The organism is Burkholderia sp. ABCPW 111, from assembly GCF_000773065.1.
Taxonomy (GTDB): Bacteria; Pseudomonadota; Gammaproteobacteria; order Burkholderiales; family Burkholderiaceae; genus Burkholderia; species Burkholderia savannae.
Map to the genome: position 1 here is coordinate 335,490 of NZ_JPWT01000001.1, position 23,724 is coordinate 359,213.

The 23,724-nt window shown below is 66.5% G+C and carries 16 protein-coding genes and 1 pseudogene; 8 read left to right on the forward strand and 9 right to left on the reverse strand.

Annotated features, from left to right (window positions below; genetic code table 11):
• The first annotated feature begins 69 nt into the window (after positions 1-69).
• The 3 genes from X946_RS01395 (at position 70) to X946_RS01405 (ending at position 3,850) form a co-directional block, all read left to right on the forward strand.
• Positions 70-1,335, forward strand: a complete 1,266-nt coding sequence (locus X946_RS01395; protein ID WP_038743240.1) for a collagen-like triple helix repeat-containing protein — start codon at positions 70-72, stop codon at positions 1,333-1,335.
• 174 nt (positions 1,336-1,509) lie between these two features.
• Entirely contained in the window at positions 1,510-3,165 is a 1,656-nt protein-coding gene (locus tag X946_RS01400) for a ShlB/FhaC/HecB family hemolysin secretion/activation protein (protein ID WP_186448587.1), read from the forward strand.
• Positions 3,166-3,388: 223 nt separating this feature from the next.
• Positions 3,389-3,850, forward strand: a complete 462-nt coding sequence (locus tag X946_RS01405) for a DUF2147 domain-containing protein (RefSeq protein ID WP_038743347.1) — start codon at positions 3,389-3,391, stop codon at positions 3,848-3,850.
• Positions 3,851-3,998: 148 nt separating this feature from the next.
• Here the strand turns inward: X946_RS01405 and X946_RS01410 are convergent, their stop codons facing one another.
• The 6 genes from X946_RS01410 to typA form a co-directional block, all read right to left on the reverse strand.
• Positions 3,999-4,406 carry a transposase gene (locus tag X946_RS01410; protein ID WP_038743244.1) on the reverse strand — a complete coding sequence of 136 codons (408 nt, stop codon included), beginning with the start codon at positions 4,404-4,406 and terminating at the stop codon, positions 3,999-4,001.
• Positions 4,407-4,601: 195 nt separating this feature from the next.
• Positions 4,602-5,699 carry a cell division protein ZapE gene (gene zapE, locus X946_RS01415; protein WP_038743349.1) on the reverse strand — a complete coding sequence of 366 codons (1,098 nt, stop codon included), beginning with the start codon at positions 5,697-5,699 and terminating at the stop codon, positions 4,602-4,604.
• Between the two features lie 106 nt (positions 5,700-5,805).
• Positions 5,806-7,236, reverse strand: coding sequence for a dihydrolipoyl dehydrogenase (gene lpdA / locus X946_RS01420; protein ID WP_038743246.1), 1,431 nt, complete (start codon positions 7,234-7,236; stop codon positions 5,806-5,808).
• 99 nt (positions 7,237-7,335) lie between these two features.
• Positions 7,336-8,616, reverse strand: coding sequence for a 2-oxoglutarate dehydrogenase complex dihydrolipoyllysine-residue succinyltransferase (gene odhB / locus X946_RS01425; RefSeq protein ID WP_038743248.1), 1,281 nt, complete (start codon positions 8,614-8,616; stop codon positions 7,336-7,338).
• A gap of 133 nt (positions 8,617-8,749) precedes the next feature.
• A complete protein-coding gene (locus X946_RS01430; RefSeq protein ID WP_038743250.1) occupies positions 8,750-11,614 on the reverse strand; it encodes a 2-oxoglutarate dehydrogenase E1 component in 2,865 nt (954 codons plus the stop codon).
• A 357-nt stretch (positions 11,615-11,971) separates the two neighbouring features.
• Positions 11,972-13,798: a translational GTPase TypA gene (typA, locus tag X946_RS01435; RefSeq protein ID WP_038743252.1), complete on the reverse strand. Its 1,827-nt coding sequence runs from the start codon at positions 13,796-13,798 to the stop codon at positions 11,972-11,974.
• On the opposite strand from typA, the pseudogene X946_RS35955 reads away from it, so the two are divergent.
• The 5 genes and pseudogenes from X946_RS35955 to X946_RS01455 all read left to right on the forward strand — a co-directional run bounded on the left by X946_RS35955 (position 13,751) and on the right by X946_RS01455 (position 19,075).
• Positions 13,751-13,889, forward strand: a pseudogene (locus X946_RS35955) (pyridoxal-dependent decarboxylase). The gene typA and the pseudogene X946_RS35955 sit on opposite strands and share 48 nt — an antisense overlap.
• A gap of 208 nt (positions 13,890-14,097) precedes the next feature.
• Positions 14,098-14,595, forward strand: a complete 498-nt coding sequence (locus tag X946_RS01440; RefSeq protein WP_038743254.1) for a MarR family winged helix-turn-helix transcriptional regulator — start codon at positions 14,098-14,100, stop codon at positions 14,593-14,595.
• A gap of 99 nt (positions 14,596-14,694) precedes the next feature.
• Positions 14,695-16,191 (forward strand): efflux transporter outer membrane subunit, encoded by a 1,497-nt coding sequence (locus X946_RS01445; protein ID WP_038743256.1) that lies wholly within the window; start codon positions 14,695-14,697, stop codon positions 16,189-16,191.
• Between the two features lie 63 nt (positions 16,192-16,254).
• On the forward strand, positions 16,255-17,490 hold the full coding sequence (locus X946_RS01450) for an HlyD family secretion protein (protein ID WP_038743258.1): 1,236 nt from the start codon (positions 16,255-16,257) through the stop codon (positions 17,488-17,490).
• 25 nt (positions 17,491-17,515) lie between these two features.
• Entirely contained in the window at positions 17,516-19,075 is a 1,560-nt protein-coding gene (locus tag X946_RS01455) for a DHA2 family efflux MFS transporter permease subunit (protein WP_038743260.1), read from the forward strand.
• A 243-nt stretch (positions 19,076-19,318) separates the two neighbouring features.
• Here X946_RS01455 and truB read toward each other — a convergent pair whose 3' ends face one another.
• From truB to infB, 3 genes are all read right to left on the reverse strand, one after another.
• Positions 19,319-20,227, reverse strand: coding sequence for a tRNA pseudouridine(55) synthase TruB (truB, locus tag X946_RS01460; RefSeq protein ID WP_414734368.1), 909 nt, complete (start codon positions 20,225-20,227; stop codon positions 19,319-19,321).
• Between the two features lie 55 nt (positions 20,228-20,282).
• A complete protein-coding gene (gene rbfA, locus X946_RS01465) occupies positions 20,283-20,651 on the reverse strand; it encodes a 30S ribosome-binding factor RbfA (protein ID WP_038743264.1) in 369 nt (122 codons plus the stop codon).
• Between the two features lie 105 nt (positions 20,652-20,756).
• Complete coding sequence (infB, locus tag X946_RS01470; RefSeq protein ID WP_038743266.1) at positions 20,757-23,687, reverse strand: translation initiation factor IF-2; 2,931 nt, start codon at positions 23,685-23,687, stop codon at positions 20,757-20,759.
• Positions 23,688-23,724 lie beyond the last annotated feature (37 nt).

A 23,724-nucleotide genomic window follows, 5' to 3' on the forward strand; every position in this document is an offset into this window, starting at 1 on the left:
CAGGCGCCCGTCCGCCCAACAGGGCGGGCGCCCGTCCAGCATCAGAGAAGAGACAGCGAGGAGAACATCATGAACCAGAAACGTTTCGTCCCGTCGTTCGCGGTCGCGGCCTGGCGCGTTCCGCTCACCGCGCTCGCGGCCGCGTGCGTGCTCGCCGCGTGCGGCGGCAGCGACGTCACCGCGCCGCCGTCCGCGAACAACGGCGGCAGCGGCAACAACACGACGCCGACCAACCCGAACAACCCGACGACGACCACGACCGGCACGTCCGGCGTCGTCAACACGCTCGGCAAGACCGCGACCGATATCGGCAACACGGTCGGCTCGACGAGCGTGCCGGGCCTCGGCAGCGGCGTCACGCAAGGCGTCGGCGCGACGGTGAGCAGCACGGGCGGCATCGTCAACGCCGCCGCCGACGCGATCAGCAACGGCCTCGGCCAGATCGGCTCGACGCAGAATCCGGTCGGCACGACGGTCGCGGGCCTCGGCAACGTCGTGAGCGCCGCGAGCAATACCGTGCAAGGCGCAAGCCAGACGGTGCAGGCGCTCGGCACCGGCCCGCTCGCGCCGCTCTCGCCCGTCACGACGCCCGTCGCGGGTGCGCTCGCGACGGCGGCGAACGGCGTGAACGCGGCCGGCACGATGCTCGGCAACGCGCTGTCGACGGGCCCGGTCCAGCAGATCACGCAACCGATCAGCTCGGCGGTCACGCCGCTCGTCATCACGGCGGGCCAGGTCACGCAGACGGTGGGCACGACGACGGGCGTCGGCCAGCCGGTGTCGGGCCTGCTGCAGCAGGTCGGCGGCGCGATCAGCTCGGCCGGCACTCAGATCGCGGGCACGTCGTCGCAGCCGGTGGTCGGCGACGTCGGCCAGCTCGTGTCGACGCTCGGCAACACCGTGACGAACGCGGGCGGCCTCGTCAATCCGGCCGCACCGAACGGCGCGGCGCCGATCCCCGGTCTCATCACGAGCCTCGTCGGCGGCTCGACGGCGACGGTCGCGAGCGGCTCGGGTTCGAGCTCGGGCTCGACGCTCGGCAGCCCGCTGAACGGCCTGCTGTCGAGCCTCGGCGGCGGCGCGCTGCCGACCGGCGCGCTCGGCGGCGGCACGACGTCGGGCGGCGCGAGCAACCCGCTTGCGCCGATCACGAGCCTCGCGAGCGGCGGCACGGGTGCTAGTACAAACCCGCTCGCGCCCGTTACCAGTTTGCTGAATACTGTCACGGGCACGTTGTCCGGCGCCACGTCGTCGTCGACGGCGAGCGGCTCGACGACGGGGCTCCTCGCTCCCGTGACGGGCGCGCTCGGCACGCTGGGCAGCTTTGGTAAGTGATGCGAAGTACCGCGCGCTCCTTCCGGCAAGGAGTGCGCGGCGCGGTGGCAGTCGGATTAGAACAACGGAAGACCACGATGCGCGGCGCGCCAAACGCCGCGCATCGACATTAGAAGATCACAAGCACAAAGAGGCCCACGAGGAATCACAATGAAATCCAGACACGAATCTTGGATGCTCTTGCTCGCGCTCGTCGCGGCCGCCGGTGCCGCGCATGCGCAGAGCCGCTCGGGCGGCAACCCGCTCGAAGCGCTGCCACAGATCAACACTCCTCAGCGGCCGAGCGTGACCGTGCAGGTCGCGCCGCAGGAAGTCCAGGTGCAGGCGCTGCTCGCGCGGCATCTGACGCCGACCTCGTTCCAGGTCGAAGGCGTCAAGTCGATTCCGTTCGAAGAGATCTCGCAGCGCTTCACGCCGCTCGTCGGCAAGGACATCACGATCGGCCAGTTGATCGAGACGGCGAACGGCGTGACGAAGCTGTATCAGGAGCGCGGCTACGCCCTCTCGTTCGCGTTCATCCCCGCGCAGACGTTCGAAGGCGGCGCCGTGCGCGTGACGGTGGTCGAAGGCTACGTCGCGAACGTGAAGATCACCGGCCGGCCCGGCGCGATGGAACCGAAGGTGCGCGCGATCGCCGCGCACATCATGGATGATCGGCCGCTGCGCCGCGCGACGTTCGAGCGCTACGTGAACACGTTCGGCCTGCTGCCCGGCGTGGCCGTCAAGGCGAACGTGCCGCCGCCGCAGAACACCGACGGCGCGACGACGCTCGAGCTGAACGTCGATCGCAAGCCGTTCAACGTGAGCGCGGGGCTCAATACGAACAACCCTGGTCTGCAGGGGCTCTTCACGATGACCGAGAACGGCCTCACGTCGCTCGGCGAGCAGATGAGCATCTCCGCGCTGTTCCCGAAGGGGCCGAACAACCAGACGTACGTGTCGTTTAGCGGCGCCGTGCCGATCGGCAGCAACGGCCTCGTCACGCGCCTCGACGCGAGCCACTACCGCGGCAATCCGTCCGTCGACCAGACCGTGCTGCCGAACGTCCAGCGCACCGTGATCAACGACAAGCTCGGCCTGTCCGCATCGTATCCGCTGATGCTGAGCAATCAGCGCAGTCTGCTCGGCACGGTGTCGGGCTATGCGTCGCACAGCGAGGATCGCTACCAGAACCAGATCACCGGCGCGATGATCGGCACGCGCTCGCAGGTGCGCGTGCTGCAAATGCAGCTCGACTACACGAGCGTGCAGCCGAAACAAGTGCAGAAGCTGAGCTTCAATGTCGCGAAGGCGTTCGACATTCTCGGCGCGTCGAAATCGGGCATCACGAACATCCCGGGCGTCGTCGCGACGAATCCCGCGTCGACGACGTTCGTGCGCACCGGCGCGACCTTCGTGCAGACGAACGAGTGGCCGTTCAAGATCGGCTCGACCGTGCAGCTCACCGGCCAGTACAGCCCGGATTCGCTGCCGACCACCGAGCAGATCTCGTTCGGCGCGCAGCGCTTCGCGCTTGGCTATCAACCGGGCGAGACGTCGGGCGATTCGGGATGGGGCGCGTCGCTCGAGCTCAATCGCGCATTCGCGCCGGGCTTCACGTACCTGAAGAGCATCACGCCATACGTCGCGTACGACATGGCGCGCGTGTATCTGCATTCGGGCACGCCGGTGCCGCACCGCCTGTCGTCGGTCGCGCTCGGCGTGCGATTGACCGACAGCCGCTTCTACAATCTTGACGTGTCGATCGCGAAACCCGTCGGCGATGCGCCGATCGAAAGCGCGTCGCGCAGCCCGCGCGTGAACGCATCGTTCTCGTATCAGCTCTACTGACGCGCCCGCGCCCTTCCCGCTGCGCTCACGCGGCCCGTCGAGATCCGGCGGGCCGCGCGCGTTTTCAGTTTTTCATTTCGCATCGGTGCTTCGATTAGAAGCACTTGTATCAAACGCGATGCGCAGATTCACGTATTCTGCGCACAGCTCGCATGCAACGCCGTTCGACGCAAACGGCCCGCGAGCCGACGAAAACGACATCGTGCGATCCAAGGAGGAAGACATGTTTCAAATGACTCGTTCACTGCGCTCGTTCACCGTGGCAGGCGCGCTGCTCGCATGCGCCGCGAGCGCATTCGCTCAAGCGAACAGCCCCATCGGCACGTGGCAGACGATCGACGACCACACGGGCAAGCCGAAGGCGCTCGTGCAGATCAGCGAAGACGCGAGCGGCGAGCTGTCGGGCAAGGTCGTCAAGGGCCTCGGCGAGAACGACACGCCGGATCGCCGCTGCACCGCGTGCTCCGACGAGCGCAAGGATCAGCTGATCAAGGGCATGACGATCATCAAGGCGATGAAGAAGGAAGGCGAAGGCTGGGACGGCGGCAACATCCTCGACCCGGAAAACGGCAAGGTCTACAAGTGCAAGATGACGCTCGAGGAAGGCGGCCAGAAGCTCGTCGTGCGCGGCTACATCGGCGTGTCGCTGCTCGGCCGCTCGCAGACCTGGATGCGCGCGCAGTAACGCGCCTCGCACGTCGGCCTCGTCGCGCCGACATTGCCGCTCGCGCGCCGGGTCTCGCGAGCGAGCGCCGAGCGACGAAAACAAAACCGGCCTGTGCGTTTGCGCCAGGCCGGTTTTTTCATGCGGGCGGCATGCCGCCCGCGACGCGTCAGACAACGTGCTCGAGCGTGCAATCGAGACGCGGCGCGGTCGATGTCGTCGACGCTGCGACGCTGCGCGCGTGAGCCGCTTTCGAGCGCGCATGCGTGCGCATGCGCATCGTCATCAGCTCGCACAGATCCTCGCTCTCCGCGCCGAACAATTCGACGAGCACGCGCTTCAACGCACCCGATTCGTGCCACGCCTTGAAGCGGCGATGACACGTCTGATATGCGGGAAAACGGCGCGGCATCGCCGACCAGTTCGCGCCGCTGTAGATCACCCACAGCACGCCGTTGAGCACCGCGCGCGTATCCGCGAGCGGTCTGCCGCGCATCTCCTTGCGCGGGCGCAGCTCGGGCAGCAAGGGAGCGACGCGCTGCCACTCCTCATCGGTTATATCGCGATACGGCGTCATGTGTTTCTCCGTTCATGAAGAACATGGCGCAACGATATCGAGACGAGCCGGCGTTGGAAACACGGCGCGCGCCGATTTAAGAATAGTTAATACCGAATTAACCGAAGTTAACCGTCTGACGCGCTTTTCGAATTCGGGTCGGGTCATTCGGGGCGCGCGAGGCGCGATGCGCGCCCGCCGCCCCGGCGGTTCGGATCAGGTGAGCGACGTATCGATCAGGCGGCGCGGCGCCTCGAGATACTCCTTCGACTGCATCTCGACGATCCGCGAGACCGTGCGGCTGAATTCGTTCGCCATCGGTCCTTCGATGTACAGATCTTCCGCGGCCACCGCGGCCGACATCAGCAGCTTCACCTTGTGGTCGTACAGCACGTCGATGAGCCACGTGAAGCGGCGCGCTTCGGACGCCATCCGCGGCGACATCTGCGGCACTTCCGACAGCACGATCGCGTGAAAGCGGCTCGCGAGCTCAAGATAATCGTTTTGCGAGCGCGGGCCGCCGCAGAGCGTCGCGAAATCGAACCAGACGACGCCGTCCGCGCGGCGCAGCGCCTTGATCTCGCGCTTCTCGATGTGCAGGATCGGGCTCTCGTCCGGCACCGCGGCGAGCTGGCCGAACGCATGGCGCAGCGCGCGATCGGCGTCCGCGCCGAGCGGCGTGTGATACATCCGCACCTGCGTGAGCGTGCGCTGCCGATAGTCGACGCCCCCGTCGACGTTCAGCACGTCGAGCCTGTCCTTCAGAAGCGCGATCGCGGGCAGCATCCGGTCGCGATGCAGGCCGTCGGGGTACAGATCGTCCGGGTCGTAATTGGACGTCATCACGAACTGCACGCCGTTCGAAAACAGCCGGTCGAGCAGCCGGTACAGGATCATCGCGTCGGCGATGTCGGACACGTGAAATTCGTCGAAGCAGATGAGCCGGTAGCGCTTCGCGATCCGGCGCGCGAGCTCGTCGAGCGGATCGGCCTGCCCTTTCAGCTCTTCGAGCTCGCGATGCACCTCGCGCATGAACTCGTGGAAATGCAGCCGCGTCTTGCGCTGCACCGGCACGATCGCATAGAAGCTGTCCATCAGGAAGCTCTTGCCGCGCCCGACGCCGCCCCACATGTAGACGCCGCGCGGCAAATCCGGGCGTATGACGAGTTTCTTGAACGCATTCGAGCGACGCGCCTTGTAGGCGACCCATTCGGCGTAGCAGCGCTGCAGGCGTTCGACCGCGGCGCGCTGCGCGGCATCGGACTGATAGCCGCGCGTCTTCAGCTCGTGCTCGTAGTATTCGGTGACGTTCATCATGCAAACCGGCAAAAACGAAGGCGAGCGGAAAATCCCGCCCGCCTTCGCCGAGAGACAGCGACGCCGGCCGCGACGGCCGGCGCGCGGTGCTGCGTTTTCGCGCTTAGCTGTTGAGCGAGCGCTTGTCGACGGCGAGCGCCGCTTCGCGCATCACTTCGGACATCGACGGATGCGGGTGGCAAATGCGGGCGATGTCTTCCGACGCCGCCTTGAACTCCATCGCCACCACGGCTTCCGCGATCAGGTCCGACGCGTTCGCGGCGATCACGTGCACGCCGAGCAGCTCGTCGGTCTTCGCATCCGCGATCATCTTCACGAAGCCGTCCGGCGCGTTCATGCCGAGCGCGCGGCCGTTGATCGAGAACGGGAACTTGCCCGACTTGATCTCGCGGCCTTCGGCCTTCAGTTGCTGCTCCGTCTTGCCGACCCACGCGATTTCCGGGTGCGTGTAGATCACCCACGGAATGCAGTTGTAGTCGATGTGCGGCTTCTGGCCGTCGATCACTTCCGCGACGAGCACGCCTTCGTCTTCCGCCTTGTGCGCGAGCATCGGGCCGCGCACGACGTCGCCGATCGCGTAGACGTTCGGCACCGCGGTGCGGCAGTGGTCGTCGACGTCGATGAAGCCGCGCTCGTTCGCCTTCAGGCCGATCGACTCGAGGCCGAGGTCGTCGGTGTTCGGCACGCGGCCCACCGACACGATCAGGCGGTCGGCGTCGAGCGTCTGCGCGTTGCCGTCCTTGTCCGTGTACGCGATCGACACGCCGTTCGCGCTCGTCTTCACTTCGCCGATCGTCACGCCGAGGTTGATGTCGAGGCCCTGCTTCTTGAACAGCTTCGCCGCTTCCTTCGCGAGCGCTTCGTCGGCCGCGCCGAGGAACGCCGGCAGCGCCTCGAGCACCGTCACTTCGGCGCCGAGGCGGCGCCACACCGAGCCGAGCTCGAGGCCGATCACGCCCGCGCCGATCACGGCGAGCTTCTTCGGCACCGTGTCGAACGTCAGCGCGCCTTCGTTGTCCGCGACGATCGTGTTGTCGACGGGCACGTTCGGCAGGTGACGCGCCTTCGAGCCCGTCGCGATGATCACGTTCTTCGCGGTGACGACTTCGGTTTCGCCCTCGCCGCTCACTTCGATCTGCACGCCGGCATCGGTCTTGCCGGTGAACTTGCCGTGGCCCTTGAGCCACGTGATCTTGTTCTTCTTGAACAGGAACTCGATCCCGCCCGTCATCTTCTCGACGATCGCGTCCTTGCGCGCGAGCATCTTCGCGACGTCGATCTTCACGCCGTCGACGCTGATGCCGTGGTCGGCGAGGTGGTGCTGCGCGTTCTCGAACTCCTCCGACGAAGCGAGGAGCGCCTTCGACGGGATGCAGCCGACGTTTAGGCACGTGCCGCCCAGCTTCAGCGTGCCGGCCGGGTTCTTCCATTTCTCGATACAGGCAACGGTCTTGCCCAGTTGCGCGGCGCGGATCGCGGCGATGTAGCCGCCCGGGCCCGCGCCGATCACGACGACGTCAAATTCCTTCGACATGACAATCCTTTGGTTTGGCTCCGGCAAGCCGAGCAGGCGCCTCGCAATGGGCGCCCGCGCGGCCCGCCGAAGCGGTTCGATACGGTGTGAAAAGCGTGCTTACAGGTCGAGCAGCAAGCGCGCCGGATCTTCGAGCGCGTCCTTCATCGCGACGAGCGACAGCACCGCTTCGCGGCCGTCGATGATCCGGTGGTCGTACGACAGCGCCAGATAGTTGATCGGACGGATCACGATCTGGCCGTTTTCGACGACAGGGCGCTCCTTCGTCGCGTGCACGCCGAGGATGGCCGACTGCGGCGGGTTGATGATCGGGGTCGACAGCATCGAGCCGAACACGCCGCCGTTCGAGATCGAGAACGTACCGCCCGTCATTTCCTCGATCGACAGCTTGCCGTCCTTCGCCTTCTGGCCGAATTCGGCGATCTTCTTCTCGATGTCGGCGAGGCTCAGTTGATCCGCGTTGCGCAGGATCGGCACCACGAGGCCGCGTGGCGAGCCGACGGCGATGCCGATGTCGAAGTAGCCGTGATAGACGATGTCGTTGCCGTCGATCGACGCGTTCACGAGCGGGAACTTCTTCAGCGCGTGCACGGCGGCCTTCACGAAGAACGACATGAAGCCGAGCTTCACGCCGTGCTCCTTCTCGAACTTGTCCTTGTACTTCGCGCGCAGATCCATGACGGGCTGCATGTTCACTTCGTTGAACGTCGTCAGGATCGCGTTGGTCTGCTGCGACTCGAGCAGACGCTCGGCGATGCGTGCGCGCAGGCGCGACATCGGCACGCGCTGCTCCGGACGGTCGTTGAGCCACGTCGTCGCCGACGCCGGCACCTTCACTTCCGGCAGCGACGGCTTCGCGGCGGCGGTCTTCGCCGGTGCGGCAGCCGGTGCGGCCTTCGGCGCGCCTGCGGCCAGCGCGTCGCCCTTCGTGATGCGGCCGTCGCGGCCCGAACCTGCGACGTCGCCGGCCGACAGGCCCTTCTCGGCCAGCAGCTTCGACGCGGCCGGCGATGCCGCCGCCGAGCTCGACGCCGTCGCGGTGGCCGGCTGCGCGGCCGGCGCCGGTGCGGCTGCGGCGGGCGCCGCCGCCGGCTTGACTTCGGCTGCACCTGCCGCCGCTTCGGCGGCACCTGCCTTCGCTTCGGTGTCGATCGTCGCGATCACCTGGTCGGCGACAACCGTGTCGCCGTCGTTCTGCAGCACTTGCGCGAGCACGCCCGCGGCGGGCGCCGGCACTTCGAGGACGACCTTGTCGGTTTCGAGCTCGATCAGGATTTCGTCTTGCGCGACGGCCTCGCCGGGCTTCTTCTTCCACTGCAGCATGGTCGCTTCCGAAACCGATTCGGAGAGCTGGGGGACTTTGACTTCTACGATAGCCATGTGAATTTCCTGGATGCTTAATCTGGGTAACGACGAGGCGTCTGCGAGCGCTGTCGAGTGTCGCGGCGCGCGGCGCCTGCGGTCGAAAGCGCGCGGGAAAGCGCATCGCGCCTTCCCGCTTCGCTACGCCTCTTTATTTCGCGATCGATGCGCTCTTCAAGCGGCCGAATGCGCCTTCGACGAGGGCCTTCTGCTGCTCGTAGTGCTTCGCGTAATAGCCGACAGCCGGCGAGGCGGAAGCCGGGCGGCCGCTGTACGCGAGCTTCTGCCCTTCCTTCATGCCTTCCTTCAGGTGGTGTTCGACGTAGAACCACGGCCCCTGATTTTGCGGCTCGTCCTGCACCCAGACCACTTCCGTCGCGTTCTCGTACTTCTTCATTTCCGCTTCGAACTGCTTGTGCGCGAACGGATACAGCTGCTCGATCCGGATGATCGCGACGTCGTTCGCCTTCGCTTCGCGGCGATGCGCGACGAGGTCGTAATACACGCGGCCCGAGCACGCGACCACGCGCTTGACCTTCTTCGCGTCGATGCCGCCGTCGACTTCGCCCAGCACCGGCTGGAACGAACCCTTCGCGAGCTCCGACAGGTCCGACACCGCTTCCTTGTGGCGCAGCAGCGACTTCGGCGTCGCGACGATGAGCGGCTTGCGGAACAGGCGGATCATCTGGCGGCGCAGCAGGTGGAAGATCTGCGCGGGCGTCGTCGGCTGGACGACCTGCATGTTGTGCTCCGCGCACAGCTGCAGATAGCGTTCGATGCGCGCCGACGAGTGCTCCGGCCCCTGGCCTTCATAGCCGTGCGGCAGCAGCATCGTGAGACCCGACACGCGGCCCCACTTCACTTCGCCCGACGAGATGAACTGGTCGATCACGACCTGCGCGCCGTTCGCGAAATCGCCGAACTGCGCTTCCCACAGCACGAGCGTATTCGGCTCGGCGGTCGAGTAGCCGTATTCGAAGCCGAGCACCGCCTCTTCGGACAGCACCGAGTCGATCACGTTGAACTTCGCCTGGCCTTCCGAGATGTTCTGCAGCGGCACGTACGTGCCGTCGTTCCAGCGCTCGCGGTTCTGGTCGTGCAGCACCGCGTGACGGTGCGTGAACGTGCCGCGGCCCGAGTCCTGGCCCGTCAGGCGAACGGCGTAGCCCGACGCGACGAGCGACGCGTACGCGAGATGCTCGCCCATGCCCCAGTCGAGCGGCTGATCGCCGCGCGCCATGTTGCGGCGATCGTTGATCACGCGCTCGACGAGCGGGTGAACCTTGAAGTTTTCGGGCACCGTCGTGATGCGTTCGCCGAGGCGCTTCAACTCGGCGAGCGGCACCGCGGTGTCGGCCGCGTCCGTCCACTTGCGGTTCAGGAACGGCATCCAGTCGACCGCGTACTTGCTCTTGTAGTTCGACAGCACCGGATCGACCGTGTGATGGCCGTCGTCCATCGCCTTGCGGTACGCCTTCACGAAGCCGTCGCCTTCTTCGGCCGTGATCACGCCCTGCTGCACGAGCTTCTCCGCGTACAGCGCGCGGGTGCCCGGGTGCTGCGCGATCTTCTTGTACATCAGCGGCTGCGTGACGGCCGGCGTGTCCTGCTCGTTGTGGCCGAGCTTGCGGAAGCAGACGATGTCGATCACGACATCCTTGTGGAACTGCATCCGGTAGTCGATCGCGATCTGCGTCGCGAGGACGACCGCTTCCGGATCGTCGCCGTTCACGTGCAGCACCGGCGCCTCGATCATCTTGACGACGTCCGTGCAGTACAGCGTCGAGCGCGCGTCGCGCGGGTCCGACGTCGTGAAGCCGATCTGGTTGTTGATGACGATGTGCAGCGTGCCGTGCGTGCCGTAGCCGCGCGTCTGCGCGAGGTTCAGCGTTTCCATCACGACGCCCTGGCCGGCGAACGCCGCGTCGCCGTGAATCTGCACGGGCAGCACTTGCAGGCCGTCGGCGTCGCCGCGGCGATCCATCCGCGCCTTCGCGGAACCTTCGACCACCGGGTTCACGATTTCGAGGTGCGACGGGTTGAACGCGAGCGACAGATGCACCGGGCCGCCTTGCGTCGCGATGTCCGACGAGAAGCCCTTGTGGTACTTCACGTCGCCTGCCGGCAGGTCGTCGACGTGCTTGCCTTCGAATTCGGCGAAGAGATCCGCCGGCATCTTGCCGAGCGTGTTCACGAGCACGTTCAGCCGGCCGCGGTGCGCCATGCCGATGACGATTTCCTGCACGCCCTTCGAGCCCGCGTGCTGGACGACTTCGTCCATCGCCGCGATGAAGCTCTCGCCGCCTTCGAGCGAGAAGCGCTTCTGGCCGACGTACTTCGTGTGCAGGTAGCGTTCGAGGCCTTCGCCGGCCGTCAGGCGGTTCAGGATGTGCTTCTTCTCGTCAGCCGAGAAGTTCGGCGTCGCGCGGGTCGACTCGAGGCGCTCCTGCCACCAGCGCTTCTGCTCGGGATCGCTGATGTACATGTACTCGGCGCCGATCGTGCCGCAGTACGTGTCGCGCAGCCCCTTGACGATGTCGCGCAGCGACGCCTGCTCGAACCCGAAATACAGGTTGCTCGCGCTGAACGTCTGGTCAAGGTCGGCTTCGGAGAAATCGTAGAACGCGGGTTCCAGCTCGGGAATCGCGGGGCGTTCGCGGCGCTTCAGGGGATCGAGGTTGGCCCATTGCGAGCCGAGGAAGCGATACGCGCTGATGAGAGACTGAACGTGGACTTGCTTGCGGGCGGTGGCGAGATTGGCACCGCTTTCGCGCGGAATGAAAGCGTTGGCTTTCGCGCGCTGGGCGAACGACTCGACGATCGGGTTGTGAGCCACGTCGTTCGCGTTCGAACCGTCGGTTGCGGGGACGTTCTGCAGCGCGTCGAAATATTCGCGCCAGTTATCCGGCACCGACGCCGGGTTATCCAAATAGGCTTCGTACAGTTCTTCAACATACGAAGCATTGCCGCCGAACAAATACGAGTTCAGCTGGAACTGCTTCATTACATCTGACATTTGACGCTCACCTTTCTTCGAGCTTCTCGAGAAATAGCGGGTTACTCAACCTTCCGCGACACGGCCTGACCGTTTAGCGGATTGCGCGAATCAAGTCTTGCTTGGAAGGACCTAAAACTTGCGTGCGCGCAGCATAGCACAAAAAACCCTGCGGCGAACGCGGCGATAGCGCCCTGAAAGCCCGTCCAGACGGGCTTTCGCGCCGGTCGCGGCGATTCCGCCGGCACCGCGCAACACTGTTTTACAAACGGCGCGCCCGCCCCTTCGCGCGGATACGAAAAAGCCGCCCGAAGGCGGCCTTCCGATGCGCGGCGAATGCCGTGCGAAACGCGCGCGGGCGGGCCGCCCGCAGAACGCTCAGCCGGCCTCGGCCTCGCGGCTCGCGCGGCGGCGCTCGTGCTCCTTCAGGTGACGCTTGCGCAGGCGAATCGACTGCGGCGTCACTTCGACGAGCTCGTCGTCGTCGATGAATTCGACCGCGTATTCGAGCGACATCTGGATCGGCGGCACGAGGCGCACCGCCTCGTCGGTGCCCGACGCGCGCACGTTGGTCAGCTGCTTGCCCTTGATCGGGTTCACGACGAGATCGTTGTCGCGGCTGTGGATGCCGATGATCATGCCCTCGTAGAGCGCGTCGCCCGGCTTCACGAACATGCGGCCGCGATCCTGTAGCTTCCACAGCGCATAGGCGACGGCCGCGCCGTCGTCCTGCGAGATCAGCACGCCGTTACGGCGCTCGCCGACCGAACCTTCCCTGACCGGCGCGTACGCATCGAAGATGTGGCTCATCAGGCCCGTGCCGCGCGTGAGCGTCAGGAATTCGCCCTGGAAGCCGATCAGGCCGCGCGCCGGAATCCGGTATTCGAGGCGCGTGCGGCCGCGGCCGTCCGACACCATGTCGAGCATCTCGCCCTTGCGGCGACCGAGCTCCTCCATCACGCCGCCCTGATGCTCGTCCTCGAGGTCGACCGTCAGGAGTTCGTACGGCTCATGCTTGACGCCGTCGATTTCCTGCATCACGACGCGCGGACGCGACACCGCGAGCTCATAGCCTTCGCGGCGCATGTTCTCGACGAGAATCGTCAGGTGCAGCTCGCCGCGGCCCGACACCTCGAACACCGTTTCGTCGCCCGTGTCCTTCACGCGCAGCGCGACGTTGTGGTTCAGCTCCTTCATCAGGCGGTCGCGGATCTGGCGGCTCGTCACGAACTTGCCTTCGCGGCCCGCGAGCGGCGACGAATTGACGAGGAAGTTCATCGTCAGCGTCGGCTCGTCGACGGTGATCATCGGCAACGCTTCGGGCGCGTCGACCGCACAAATCGTCGCGCCGATGCCGACGTCCTCGATCCCGTTGATGAGGACGATGTCGCCCGCCTCGGCCGCCTCGACCTGCACGCGCTCGAGGCCCTGGAACGAGAGCACCTGATTGATCTTGCGGTTCAGCACCTCGCCTTCCGGGCCGAAGCGCATCACGACCGGCTGGCCCGGCTTGATGCGGCCGCGCGTGATGCGGCCGACGCCGATCCGGCCGACGTACGTCGAATAGTCGAGCGACGTGATCTGCAGTTGCAGCGGCGCCTCCGGGTCGGCCGGGCGCACCGGCACGTGCTGGAGGATCGCTTCGAACAGCGGGCGCATGTCGCCTTCGCGCGCGGCCGGGTCGAGCGACGCGTAGCCGTTCAGGCCCGACGCGTAGACGATCGGGAAGTCGAGCTGCTCTTCGGTCGCGCCGAGCTTGTCGAACAGGTCGAACGTCTGGTTGATCACCCAGTCGATGCGCGCGCCCGGACGGTCGATCTTGTTGATGACGACGATCGGCTTCAGGCCGAGCGCGAGCGCCTTCTTCGTGACGAAGCGCGTCTGCGGCATCGGGCCCTCGACCGCGTCGACGAGCAGCAGCACCGAGTCGACCATCGACAGCACGCGCTCCACTTCGCCGCCGAAGTCCGCGTGCCCCGGCGTGTCGACGATGTTGATGTGCGTGCCTTCGTATTCGACCGCGCAGTTCTTCGCGAGAATCGTGATCCCGCGCTCTTTTTCGATGTCGTTCGAATCCATCACCCGTTCTGCGACCTGCTGGTTCTCGCGGAAGGTGCCGGACTGGCGGAGCAGTTGGTCGACGAGCGTCGTCTTGCCGTGGTCGACGTGGGCGATGATGGCGATGTTGCGAAGGGCGCGGGTCATAGAAACCTGAAAACGGATGGAACGCGCAAACGCGCGCGCACCGTTGCCCGATGCGCGCGCGACTTGCAGCTTGGAAAGCCACAAATTATAGCACGTCAAGATGTCGCGGACTGAGCCGTCCGTTGCGACGCGGCATCCGGGCAACCGCGCGCGCGGTTGCCCGGATGCCGATGAACCCACTCGCGTCAGGGCCATTTTTGCAGTCCTGCAACCAAATCGCGCTTCAATTAACATTTGCCGCAGCAACTAAATCGCGCCTATACTGATGCCTAGTCAACTATTGCAGCTTCAGAGAATTTATGTCGGCTCCCTCTTCCTCGCAGCACGACCTGGATCTGTCCCTGTACCAGATCAACGACAGCGTCGGCTACCTGATGTCGCGCGTGAAATCGCTGATGACGAACATGATCACGCAGCGCACGCAGACCGAACTCGGCATTACCGGCACGCAGGCGACGATGCTGTTCATGCTCGCCGTCGGCAAGTGCTCGACGGCGGCCGAACTCGCACGCGAATACGGCATCGACGCGAGCGCGATCACACGCCTGCTCGACCGCGTCGAGAAGCGCGGCTTGTTGCAGCGGGTGCGCAGCAGCGAGGACCGGCGCGTCGTGCGGCTCGAACTGACCGACGAGGGGCGCGAGCTCACGAAGCGCATGCCGGCCATCTTCCGCAGCGTGCTCGATCAGGTGCTCGACGGCTTCACGCCCGAGGAAGTCGGCTTCCTGAAGAGCATGCTGCGCCGCATTCTCGTGAATTCGGGCGAATGCCCGGGCACGAGCGGAACCCTGTCGTAAATATTGCCGCAACAAGTAATTCAGACAGATAAATGTAAGGAAATCCTTGCAGTGTCCACTATTCACGCCGAATCAGATTCCGAGTCAGGAAACCCAGCAATGAAGACCTTCCCGTTGTCCGCTTGCCGGACCGCCATGGCCGTCGCGGTCGCCGCGCTCGCGCTCGCGGGATGCGCGAACTATTTCGGCATCAAGAGCGACAAGGCGCTCGCCCCCGCGACGCAGTTCGAAAGCGCGCAGAGCCTGCCTGCGCAAGGCGGCCAGTGGCCGTCGCTCGACTGGGCGAACCAGTTCGGCGATCCGCAACTGCCGAAGCTGATCGACGAGGCGCTCGAAGGCAATCCGACGATCGCGCAGGCGCAGGCGCGAATCGCGAAGGCCTCGTCGTACATCGAGACGTCGCGCTCGACGCTCCTGCCGCAGGCGGACGCCAAGTATTCGTGGACCCGCGAGCTGTACTCGGGCAACGCTCTCTTCCCGCCGCCGTTCGGCGGCCAGTGGTACAGCGAGAACAACGCGCTCGCGAGCGCGTCGTGGGAGCTCGACCTGTGGGGCAAGAACCGCGCGCGCCTGCATGCGGCCGTGTCGCAGGAAAAGGCCGCCGAGGCCGACATGCAGCAGGCGCGCGTGACGCTCGCGACGTCGGTCGCGCGCGCCTACAACCAGCTCGCGCAGCTGTACGCGCTGCGCGACATCGCCGAGCGCGAGATCTCGAACCGGCAGACGGTCGGCAAGATCACCGACGATCGCGTCGGCGCGGGCCTCGACACCAACGTCGAGCGCCAGACCGCGCGCGGCAACGTCGCGACGAGCCAGCAAACGCTGTCCGATCTCGACGGCCAGATCACGAACCTCCGCTATCAGCTCGCCGCGCTGCTCGGCAAGGGCCCGGACCGCGGGCTGCAGATCGCGCAGCCGGTGCTGAGCCCGGGCGGCGCGGTCGCGCTGCCGGACAACCTGCCCGCCGATCTCGTGTCGCGCCGCCCGGACATCGTCGCCGCGCGCTGGCAGGTCGAGGCGGCGATGCACGACGTGAAGGAAGCGAAGGCGGAGTTCTATCCGGACATCAACCTCGCCGCGGGCTTCGGCTTCGACGCCTTCGGCTGGGGCAAATTCCTGAACTTCGCGAGCCGCCAGGCGCAGTTCGGCCCGGCGATCCACCTGCCGATATTCGACGGCGGCGCGCTGCGCGCGCAGTTGAAGGGCCGCTATGCGGACTTCGACCTGTCGGTGGCGAACTACAACCAGACGCTGATCGGCGCGTTCAACGACGTCGCGACGCAAGTCGCGTCGATCCGCTCGATCGACACGCAAATGAGCGACGCGCAGCGCGCGCTCGACGCGTCGACGCGCGCGTACGAGCTCGCCGTGATCCGCTACAAGGCGGGCCTGTCGCCGCAGTTGCAGGTGCTGAACGCGGACAGCAGCCGGCTCGCCGCCGAGCAGACGGTGACGAACCTGAAGATGCGCCGGCGCGACATGCAGATCGGCCTCGTGAAAGCGCTCGGCGGCGGCTTCGACGCGACGGGCACGCGGCTCGCCGCGCCCGCGCCCGCATCGGCGAGCGCCGCCTCCGCGCAGCACGCGTCGAACTGAATTCCCGGATCACACCCGAACCATCGCTTTAATCGCTTTAGATAGAAGACGGAGAAACTCGCCATGAGCGACCCTCAACAAAACGCAGCGCCCGCGCAGCCGCAGAGCAACGGCAAGCGCAAGCGAATGATGACGCTGCTCGTCGCGGTGATCGCGATCGCCGCGATCGCGTACGGCCTTTATTACGTGCTCGTCGCGCGCTTCCACGAAACCACCGACGACGCGTACGTGAACGGCAACGTCGTGCAGATCACGCCGCAGGTGACGGGCACCGTGATCGCGGTGAAGGCGGACGACACGCAAACCGTGAAGGCGGGCGACCCGCTCGTCGTGCTCGATCCGGCCGATTCGCAAGTCGCGCTGCAGCAGGCCGAGGCGAACCTCGCGCAAACGGTGCGCCAGGTGCGCGGCCTCTACGTGAACGACGACCAATACCGCGCCCAGGTCTCGCTGCGCCAGTCGGATCTGTCGAAGGCGCAGGATGACCTGCGTCGCCGGCTCGCCGTCGCGCAGACGGGCGCCGTGTCGCAGGAAGAGATCTCGCACGCGCGCGACGCGGTGAAGGCCGCGCAGGCGTCGCTCGACGCCGCCGAGCAGCAGCTCGCGTCGAATCGCGCGCTCACCGCGAACACGACGATCGCCGATCACCCGAACGTGCTCGCCGCCGCCGCGAAGGTTCGCGACGCGTATCTGAACAACGCGCGCAACACGCTGCCCGCGCCCGTCACGGGCTACGTCGCGAAGCGCTCCGTGCAGGTCGGCCAGCGCGTGTCGCCGGGCACGCCGCTGATGTCGGTCGTGCCGCTCAACGCGGTGTGGGTCGACGCGAACTTCAAGGAAGTGCAGTTGAAGCACATGCGGATCGGCCAGCCGGTCGAGCTGACGGCCGACATCTACGGCTCGTCGGTGCAGTATCACGGCAAGGTGGTCGGCTTCTCGGCCGGCACGGGCGCCGCGTTCTCGCTGCTGCCCGCGCAAAACGCGACGGGCAACTGGATCAAGGTCGTCCAGCGCCTGCCCGTGCGCGTCGAGCTCGATCCGAAGGAGCTGAAGGATCATCCGCTGCGGATCGGCCTGTCGATGCAGGTCGACGTCGACATCAAGAACGAAAGCGGCAACCAGCTCGGCAACGTGCAGAACACCGTGTACGAAACCGACGTGTTCGCGAAGTACGGCGACGAAGCGAACGCCGAGATCGCGCGCATCATCGCGACGAATGCGGGCGGCGGCACGTCGGCCGTCTCGGCCACGCCGGCGCCGGCCGCGAAGGCCGTCGGCCGCACGTCGAACCTGATGTAAGCGCCCCTCGGCCGGACCACGAAGCATGGCACAGCCCCACGCTCCTCTTCCTCCGCTCAAGGGCGGACAGCTCATACTCGGCACGATCGCGGTATCGCTTGCCGTGTTCATGAACGTGCTCGACACGTCGATCGCCAACGTCGCGATCCCGACGATCTCGGGCGACCTCGGCGTGTCGTCCGACCAGGGCACCTGGGTCATCACGTCGTTCGCGGTCGCGAACGCGATCTCGGTGCCGCTCACGGGCTGGCTCACCGAGCGTATCGGCCAGGTGCGCCTCTTCCTCGCGTCGATCATCCTGTTCGTGATCTCGTCGTGGTTGTGCGGCCTCGCGCCGACGCTGCCGTTTCTGCTCGCGTCGCGCGTGCTGCAGGGCGCGGTAGCCGGGCCGATGATCCCGCTGTCGCAAGCGCTGCTGCTGTCGAGCTATCCGCGCGCGAAAGCGCCGATGGCGCTCGCGCTTTGGTCGATGACGACGCTGATCGCGCCCGTGGCCGGCCCGATTCTCGGCGGCTGGATCTCGGACAATTACTCGTGGCCGTGGATCTTCTACGTGAACATTCCGGTCGGCATCGCCGCCGCGGCCGTCACGTGGATGATCTATCGCAGCCGCGAATCGGCGGTCCGCCGCGCGCCGATCGACGGCGTCGGGCTCGCGCTGCTCGTGATCTGGGTCGGCTCGCTGCAGATCATGCTCGACAAGGGCAAAGATCTCGACTGGTTCGCGTCGACGACGATCGTCGTGCTCGCGCTCACCGCGCTCATCGCATTCGCGTTCTTCGTCGTGTGGGAACTGACGGCCGAGCATCCGGTCGTCGACTTGTCGCTGTTCCGGATGCGCAATTTCTCGGGCGGCACGATCGCGCTGTCGGTCGGCTACGGGCTCTATTTCGGCAACCTCGTGCTGCTGCCGCTGTGGCTGCAGACGCAGATCGGCTACACGGCGACGGACGCCGGGCTCGTGATGGCGCCCGTCGGCTTCTTCGCGATCCTGCTGTCGCCGCTCACGGGCAAGTTCCTGTCGCGCACCGACCCGCGCTACATCGCGACGGCCGCGTTCCTCACGTTCGCGCTGTGCTTCTGGATGCGCTCGCGCTACACGACGGGCGTCGACGAGTGGTCGCTGATGGCGCCGACCTTCGTGCAAGGGATCGCGATGGCGGGCTTCTTCATCCCGCTCGTGTCGATCACGCTGTCCGGCCTGCCCGGCCACCGGATTCCGGCGGCGTCGGGCCTGTCGAACTTCGTGCGGATCATGTGCGGCGGCATCGGGACGTCGATCTTCCAGACCGCGTGGGATCATCGGAACAACTTCCACCACGCGCAGCTCGTCGAGCAGGCGAACCCGTACAACCCGACCTTCAACCAGGCGGTCACGCAGATGGGGCAGCTCGGGCTCACGCGCGACCAGGCGCACGGGCTCATCAACAACATCGCGACGCAGCAGGCCGCGCAACTGGGCGTGAACGATCTGTTCTACATCTCGGCCGCGATCTTCGTGCTGCTCATCGCGCTCATCTGGATCACGAAGCCCGAGCGCGCGGGCGGCGGCGATTCGAGCGCGGCGGCGTCGGCCGCGCACTGAGCGGCGTCCCGCGCCGTTCGCGCGTGCGAAGCAAAACGCCCGGCTTTCGAGCCGGGCGTTTTCGTATCTGGCGATGCAAATGCGATCCGCGCTGGGATCGTTGCGTTGGCGTCTTACAGAATCCGCCTCCATTGGCGGGCTCGCACGGCGACTGATACGCCGCCGCCGAATGCGAGCGCCCCGCAACGCGGATTCCGCTCTCCGCGCGGCCCGCGCATACGAGCCGCCCGCGCGTGCGCGCGCCTACGAGCCCGTCACGACAAGCCGCTCAGGCGCGAGCACGCCCTCCGCCGCCCGCGCGACGCCGAGCAGCCGGCCGTCGCCGTCATAGACGCGCACGCGTGCGCCTTCGTCCGCATCGGGCTGCGCCGCGAGTTCGGCAAGCTTCAGGCGCTGGCCGTGCAGGAAGCGCTTCGCGAGCGCCGCGTCGAGCTTCACGAGCGGGAACGTCGACAGCAGCGCATCGACGGGCGCAAGCCGCGCATCGCGCTCGTCCTGCGTCGCGGCATCGAGCGCATCGAGCGTCACCGCATGCTCGAGCGACAGCGAACCGACGCCCGTGCGCCGCAGCATCGTCAGATGCGCGCCGCAGCCGAGCGCTTCGCCGATATCCTCGGCAAGCGTGCGCACGTACGTGCCCTTGCTGCACGTCACGCGAAACGTGACGTCGGGCAGCGCGCAGGACAGGCACTCGAGCGAGCGGATCGTCACCGCGCGCCCTTCGCGCTCGACCGTCTGGCCGGCGCGCGCGTATTCGTAAAGCGGCTTGCCGTCGCGCTTGAGCGCCGAGTACATCGGCGGCACCTGCACGATGTCGCCGACGAAGCGCGCGAGCGCCGCGACGACCGCGGCTTCGTCGCAGGTCACGTCGCGCGTGTCGAGCACGTCGCCTTCGGCGTCGCCCGTCGTCGTGCGCACGCCGAGACGCATCGTCGCCTCATAGGTCTTGTCGGCGTCGAGCAGATCCTGCGAGAACTTCGTCGCTTCGCCGAAGCAAAGCGGCAACAGCCCCGACGCGAGCGGATCGAGCGTGCCCGTGTGGCCCGCCTTCTTCGCGAGGTACAGGCGCTTCGCGCGCATCAGCGCGTCGTTGCTCGAGAGTCCGACCGGCTTGTCGAGCAGCAGCACGCCGTCGAGCGCGCGACGCGGAATCCGGGGGCGTGGCGAAACAGTCGTCATGGTCGGCGCGCAGTGGCTCGTGCGGTGTTCATTCGTCCTTCGCGCGCGTCGCGTTCGCCTCGTCGATGAGGCGCGACATCGCGACGGCCTTCTCGATCGTCTGGTCGTAATGGAAATGCAGCGTCGGCACCGTATGAATGTGCAGGCGCTTGAAAAGCAGATTGTGCAGATGGCCGGCCGCGTGGTTGAGCGCCTCCTGCGTGTCCGCCGGATTGCCCGTGAGCGCGGTGAAATAGACTTTGGCATGCGCGTAATCGGGCGTGAGCTCGACCGACTGGATCGTCACGATCCCGATGCGCGGGTCCTTGACCTCGCGCATGATGAGCTCCGACAGATCGCGCTGGATCTGATCGGCGATCTGCACGTTGCGATTGGGAGAACTGCGTTTTTTCGACATGATTAATCCGTCATCCGGTTGATCGGCGCGCCGCGCGGCGCCGTTCATGAAAATGGGCGGGACGGGCCCAAGCCCGACCCGCCCATTCAAGCCGTCACGCCTGCGTTACAGCGTACGCGCGACTTCCGTGACCTCGAACACTTCGAACTGATCGCCTTCGACGATATCGTTGAAGTTCTTGAGCGACATACCGCATTCGAAGCCTTGCTTCACTTCCTTCACGTCGTCCTTGAAGCGCTTGAGCGAATCGAGCTCGCCCGTGAAGATCACCACGTTGTTGCGCAGCACGCGCACCGACGACGTGCGCTTGACAACGCCGTCCGTGACCATACAGCCGGCGACCGCGCCGACCTTCGGCACCTTGAACACCTGGCGCACCTCGACCATGCCCGTCACGACTTCGCGCTTCTCCGGCGCGAGCATGCCCGACATCGCCGCCTTCACCTCATCCACTGCGTCGTAGATGATGTTGTAGTAACGGATGTCGATGCCGTTCGCCTCGGCGAGCTTGCGAGCCTGGGCGTCCGCACGCGTATTGAAGCCGATGATGACGGCCTTCGACGCGGTCGCGAGGTTGACGTCGCTCTCGCTGATGCCGCCCACCGCGCTGTGCACGATCTGCACCCGCACTTCGTCGGTCGACAGCTTGAGCAGCGACTGCACGAGCGCTTCCTGCGAGCCCTGCACGTCCGCCTTGATGATGAGCGGCAGGTTCTGCACTTCGCCCTCGCCCATCTGCTCGAGCATGCTTTCGAGCTTCGCCGCCTGCTGCTTCGCGAGCTTGACATCGCGGAACTTGCCTTGACGGAACAGCGCGATTTCGCGCGCCTTGCGCTCGTCCGGCAGCACGATGACTTCCTCGCCCGCGCCCGGCACTTCGGACAGGCCCTGGATCTCGACCGGAATCGACGGGCCGGCTTCCTTCGTCGGCTTGCCGTTCTCGTCGAGCATCGCGCGCACGCGGCCGTAGGCCGTCCCGGCGAGCACGACGTCGCCGCGGTTGAGCGTGCCGGATTGCACGAGCACCGTCGCGACCGGGCCCTTGCCCTTGTCGAGCTTCGCTTCGATCACGATGCCCTTCGCCGGCGCCTCGACGGGCGCCGTCAGCTCGAGCACTTCCGCTTGCAGCAGCACGTTCTCGAGCAGATCGTCGATGCCCGAACCCGTCTTCGCCGACACCGGCACGAACGGCGAATCGCCGCCGTACTCTTCCGGCACGACGCCTTCCGCGACGAGCTCCTGCTTCACGCGATCGGGGTTCGCTTCCGGCTTGTCGATCTTGTTGATCGCGACGACGATCGGCACCCCGCCCGCCTTCGCGTGCGAGATCGCTTCCTTCGTCTGCGGCATCACGCCGTCGTCGGCCGCGACCACCAGAACGACGATGTCGGTTGCCTTCGCGCCGCGCGCACGCATCGCCGTGAACGCCTCGTGACCCGGCGTATCGAGGAACGTGACGACGCCGCGCGGCGTTTCGACGTGATATGCGCCGATGTGCTGCGTGATGCCGCCCGCTTCGCCCGCCGCGACCTTCGCGCGACGGATGTAGTCGAGCAGCGACGTCTTGCCGTGGTCGACGTGGCCCATCACCGTGACGACCGGCGGACGCGGCAGTTGCTCCGCGTCGGTGCCCGTTTCGCCTTCGACGAGCAGCGCTTCCGGATCGTCCAGCTTCGCGGCAACCGCGCGGTGGCCCAGTTCCTCGACGACGATCATCGCCGTTTCCTGGTCCAGCACCTGGTTGATCGTGACCATCTGGCCCATCTTCATCATCACCTTGATGACTTCCGACGCCTTGATTGCCATCTTGTGCGCGAGATCGGCCACCGAGATGGTCTCCGGCACATGCACTTCACGCACGATCGGCTCGGTCGGCGCCTGGAACGACGACGCGTTGTCCTGATGCTTGCCGCGCCCCTTCGGGCCGCCGCGCCAGCCGCGATCGACGCCGCCGCTCGAATCGCCGCGCGTCTTGATCCCGCGGCGCTTCGCTGCGTCGTCCTGCCAGCCGCTCTTGCCGGTGCCCGGCTTCTTGTTGCGGTCGCCCGCGGGCGCGGCGGCGGCGGGCGCCGCCGTGCCGCTTGCCGGCTTCTTCGCCGCGGGGCGAGCCGCAGCCGCCGCGCCGGCGGGCTTCGCCGGCTTGTGCAGCGTGCCCTTCGCCTCGGCCGCCTTCGCAGCCGGCGGCTCCGCGGGCTTCGGCGGCTCGACCGCCTTCACCTGCGCGCGGCGCGGAGTGTTCATCATTTCGCGGATCGCGCGCGCTTCCGCCTCCGCGGCTTCGCGGCGCTTGCGGATCTCTTCCTGCTCGGCGCGCGCCTTGTCGGCCGCTTCGCGCGCGGCGTCCTCGGCCTTCTTCGCCGCTTCGCGTTGCGCGGCGCGCTCGGCGGCCGCGCGCGCTTCGTCCTGAGTCGTCTGCCCGGCTTGCGCACGCTGCGCTTCCTCGCGGGCGGCCGCGGCCTCGGCCTGCTGCACTGCTTCGGCCTGCGCGGCAGCCGCCGCGTGCTTCGCCGCGGCTTCGTCTTCCGCACGGCGACGCTCGGCTTCAGCCGCCTCTTCGCGCGCACGGCGCTCGGCTTCCTCGCGCTCGAGGCGCTCCTGACGCTCGCGCAGTTCCTGAGCCTGCTTCTCGAGCAGCTCGGCTTCGCGGCGCGCCTCTTCCTCGCGGCGCTTCAGCTCGGCTTCCGCCTGCTCGTCGGCCTGCGCCTGTGCCTGGTCGGCGCCCGTCTCGCTCACGTCGTCGCGCTTGACGAACGTGCGCTTCTTGCGCACCTCGACCTGAATGGTGCGAGCCTTACCCGTCGCGTCGGCCTGCTTGATCTCCGACGTGTGCCGGCGAGTCAGCGTGATCTTGCGCTTGTCGCCATCGGTCGCGCCGTGCGACTTGCGCAAATGATCGAGCAGACGCGCCTTGTCCGTCTCCGACAGCGCATCGTCCTCGCTCGCTTTCTGGACGCCCGCCGCCTGCAGCTGTTCGAGCAGCACACCAGCAGGCATTTTCAGTTCCGCGGCAAATTGGGCTACGTTGTTACTCGCCATTCATTCCTCTTAGTGCAAGGACCGATTCCTTGCGGTT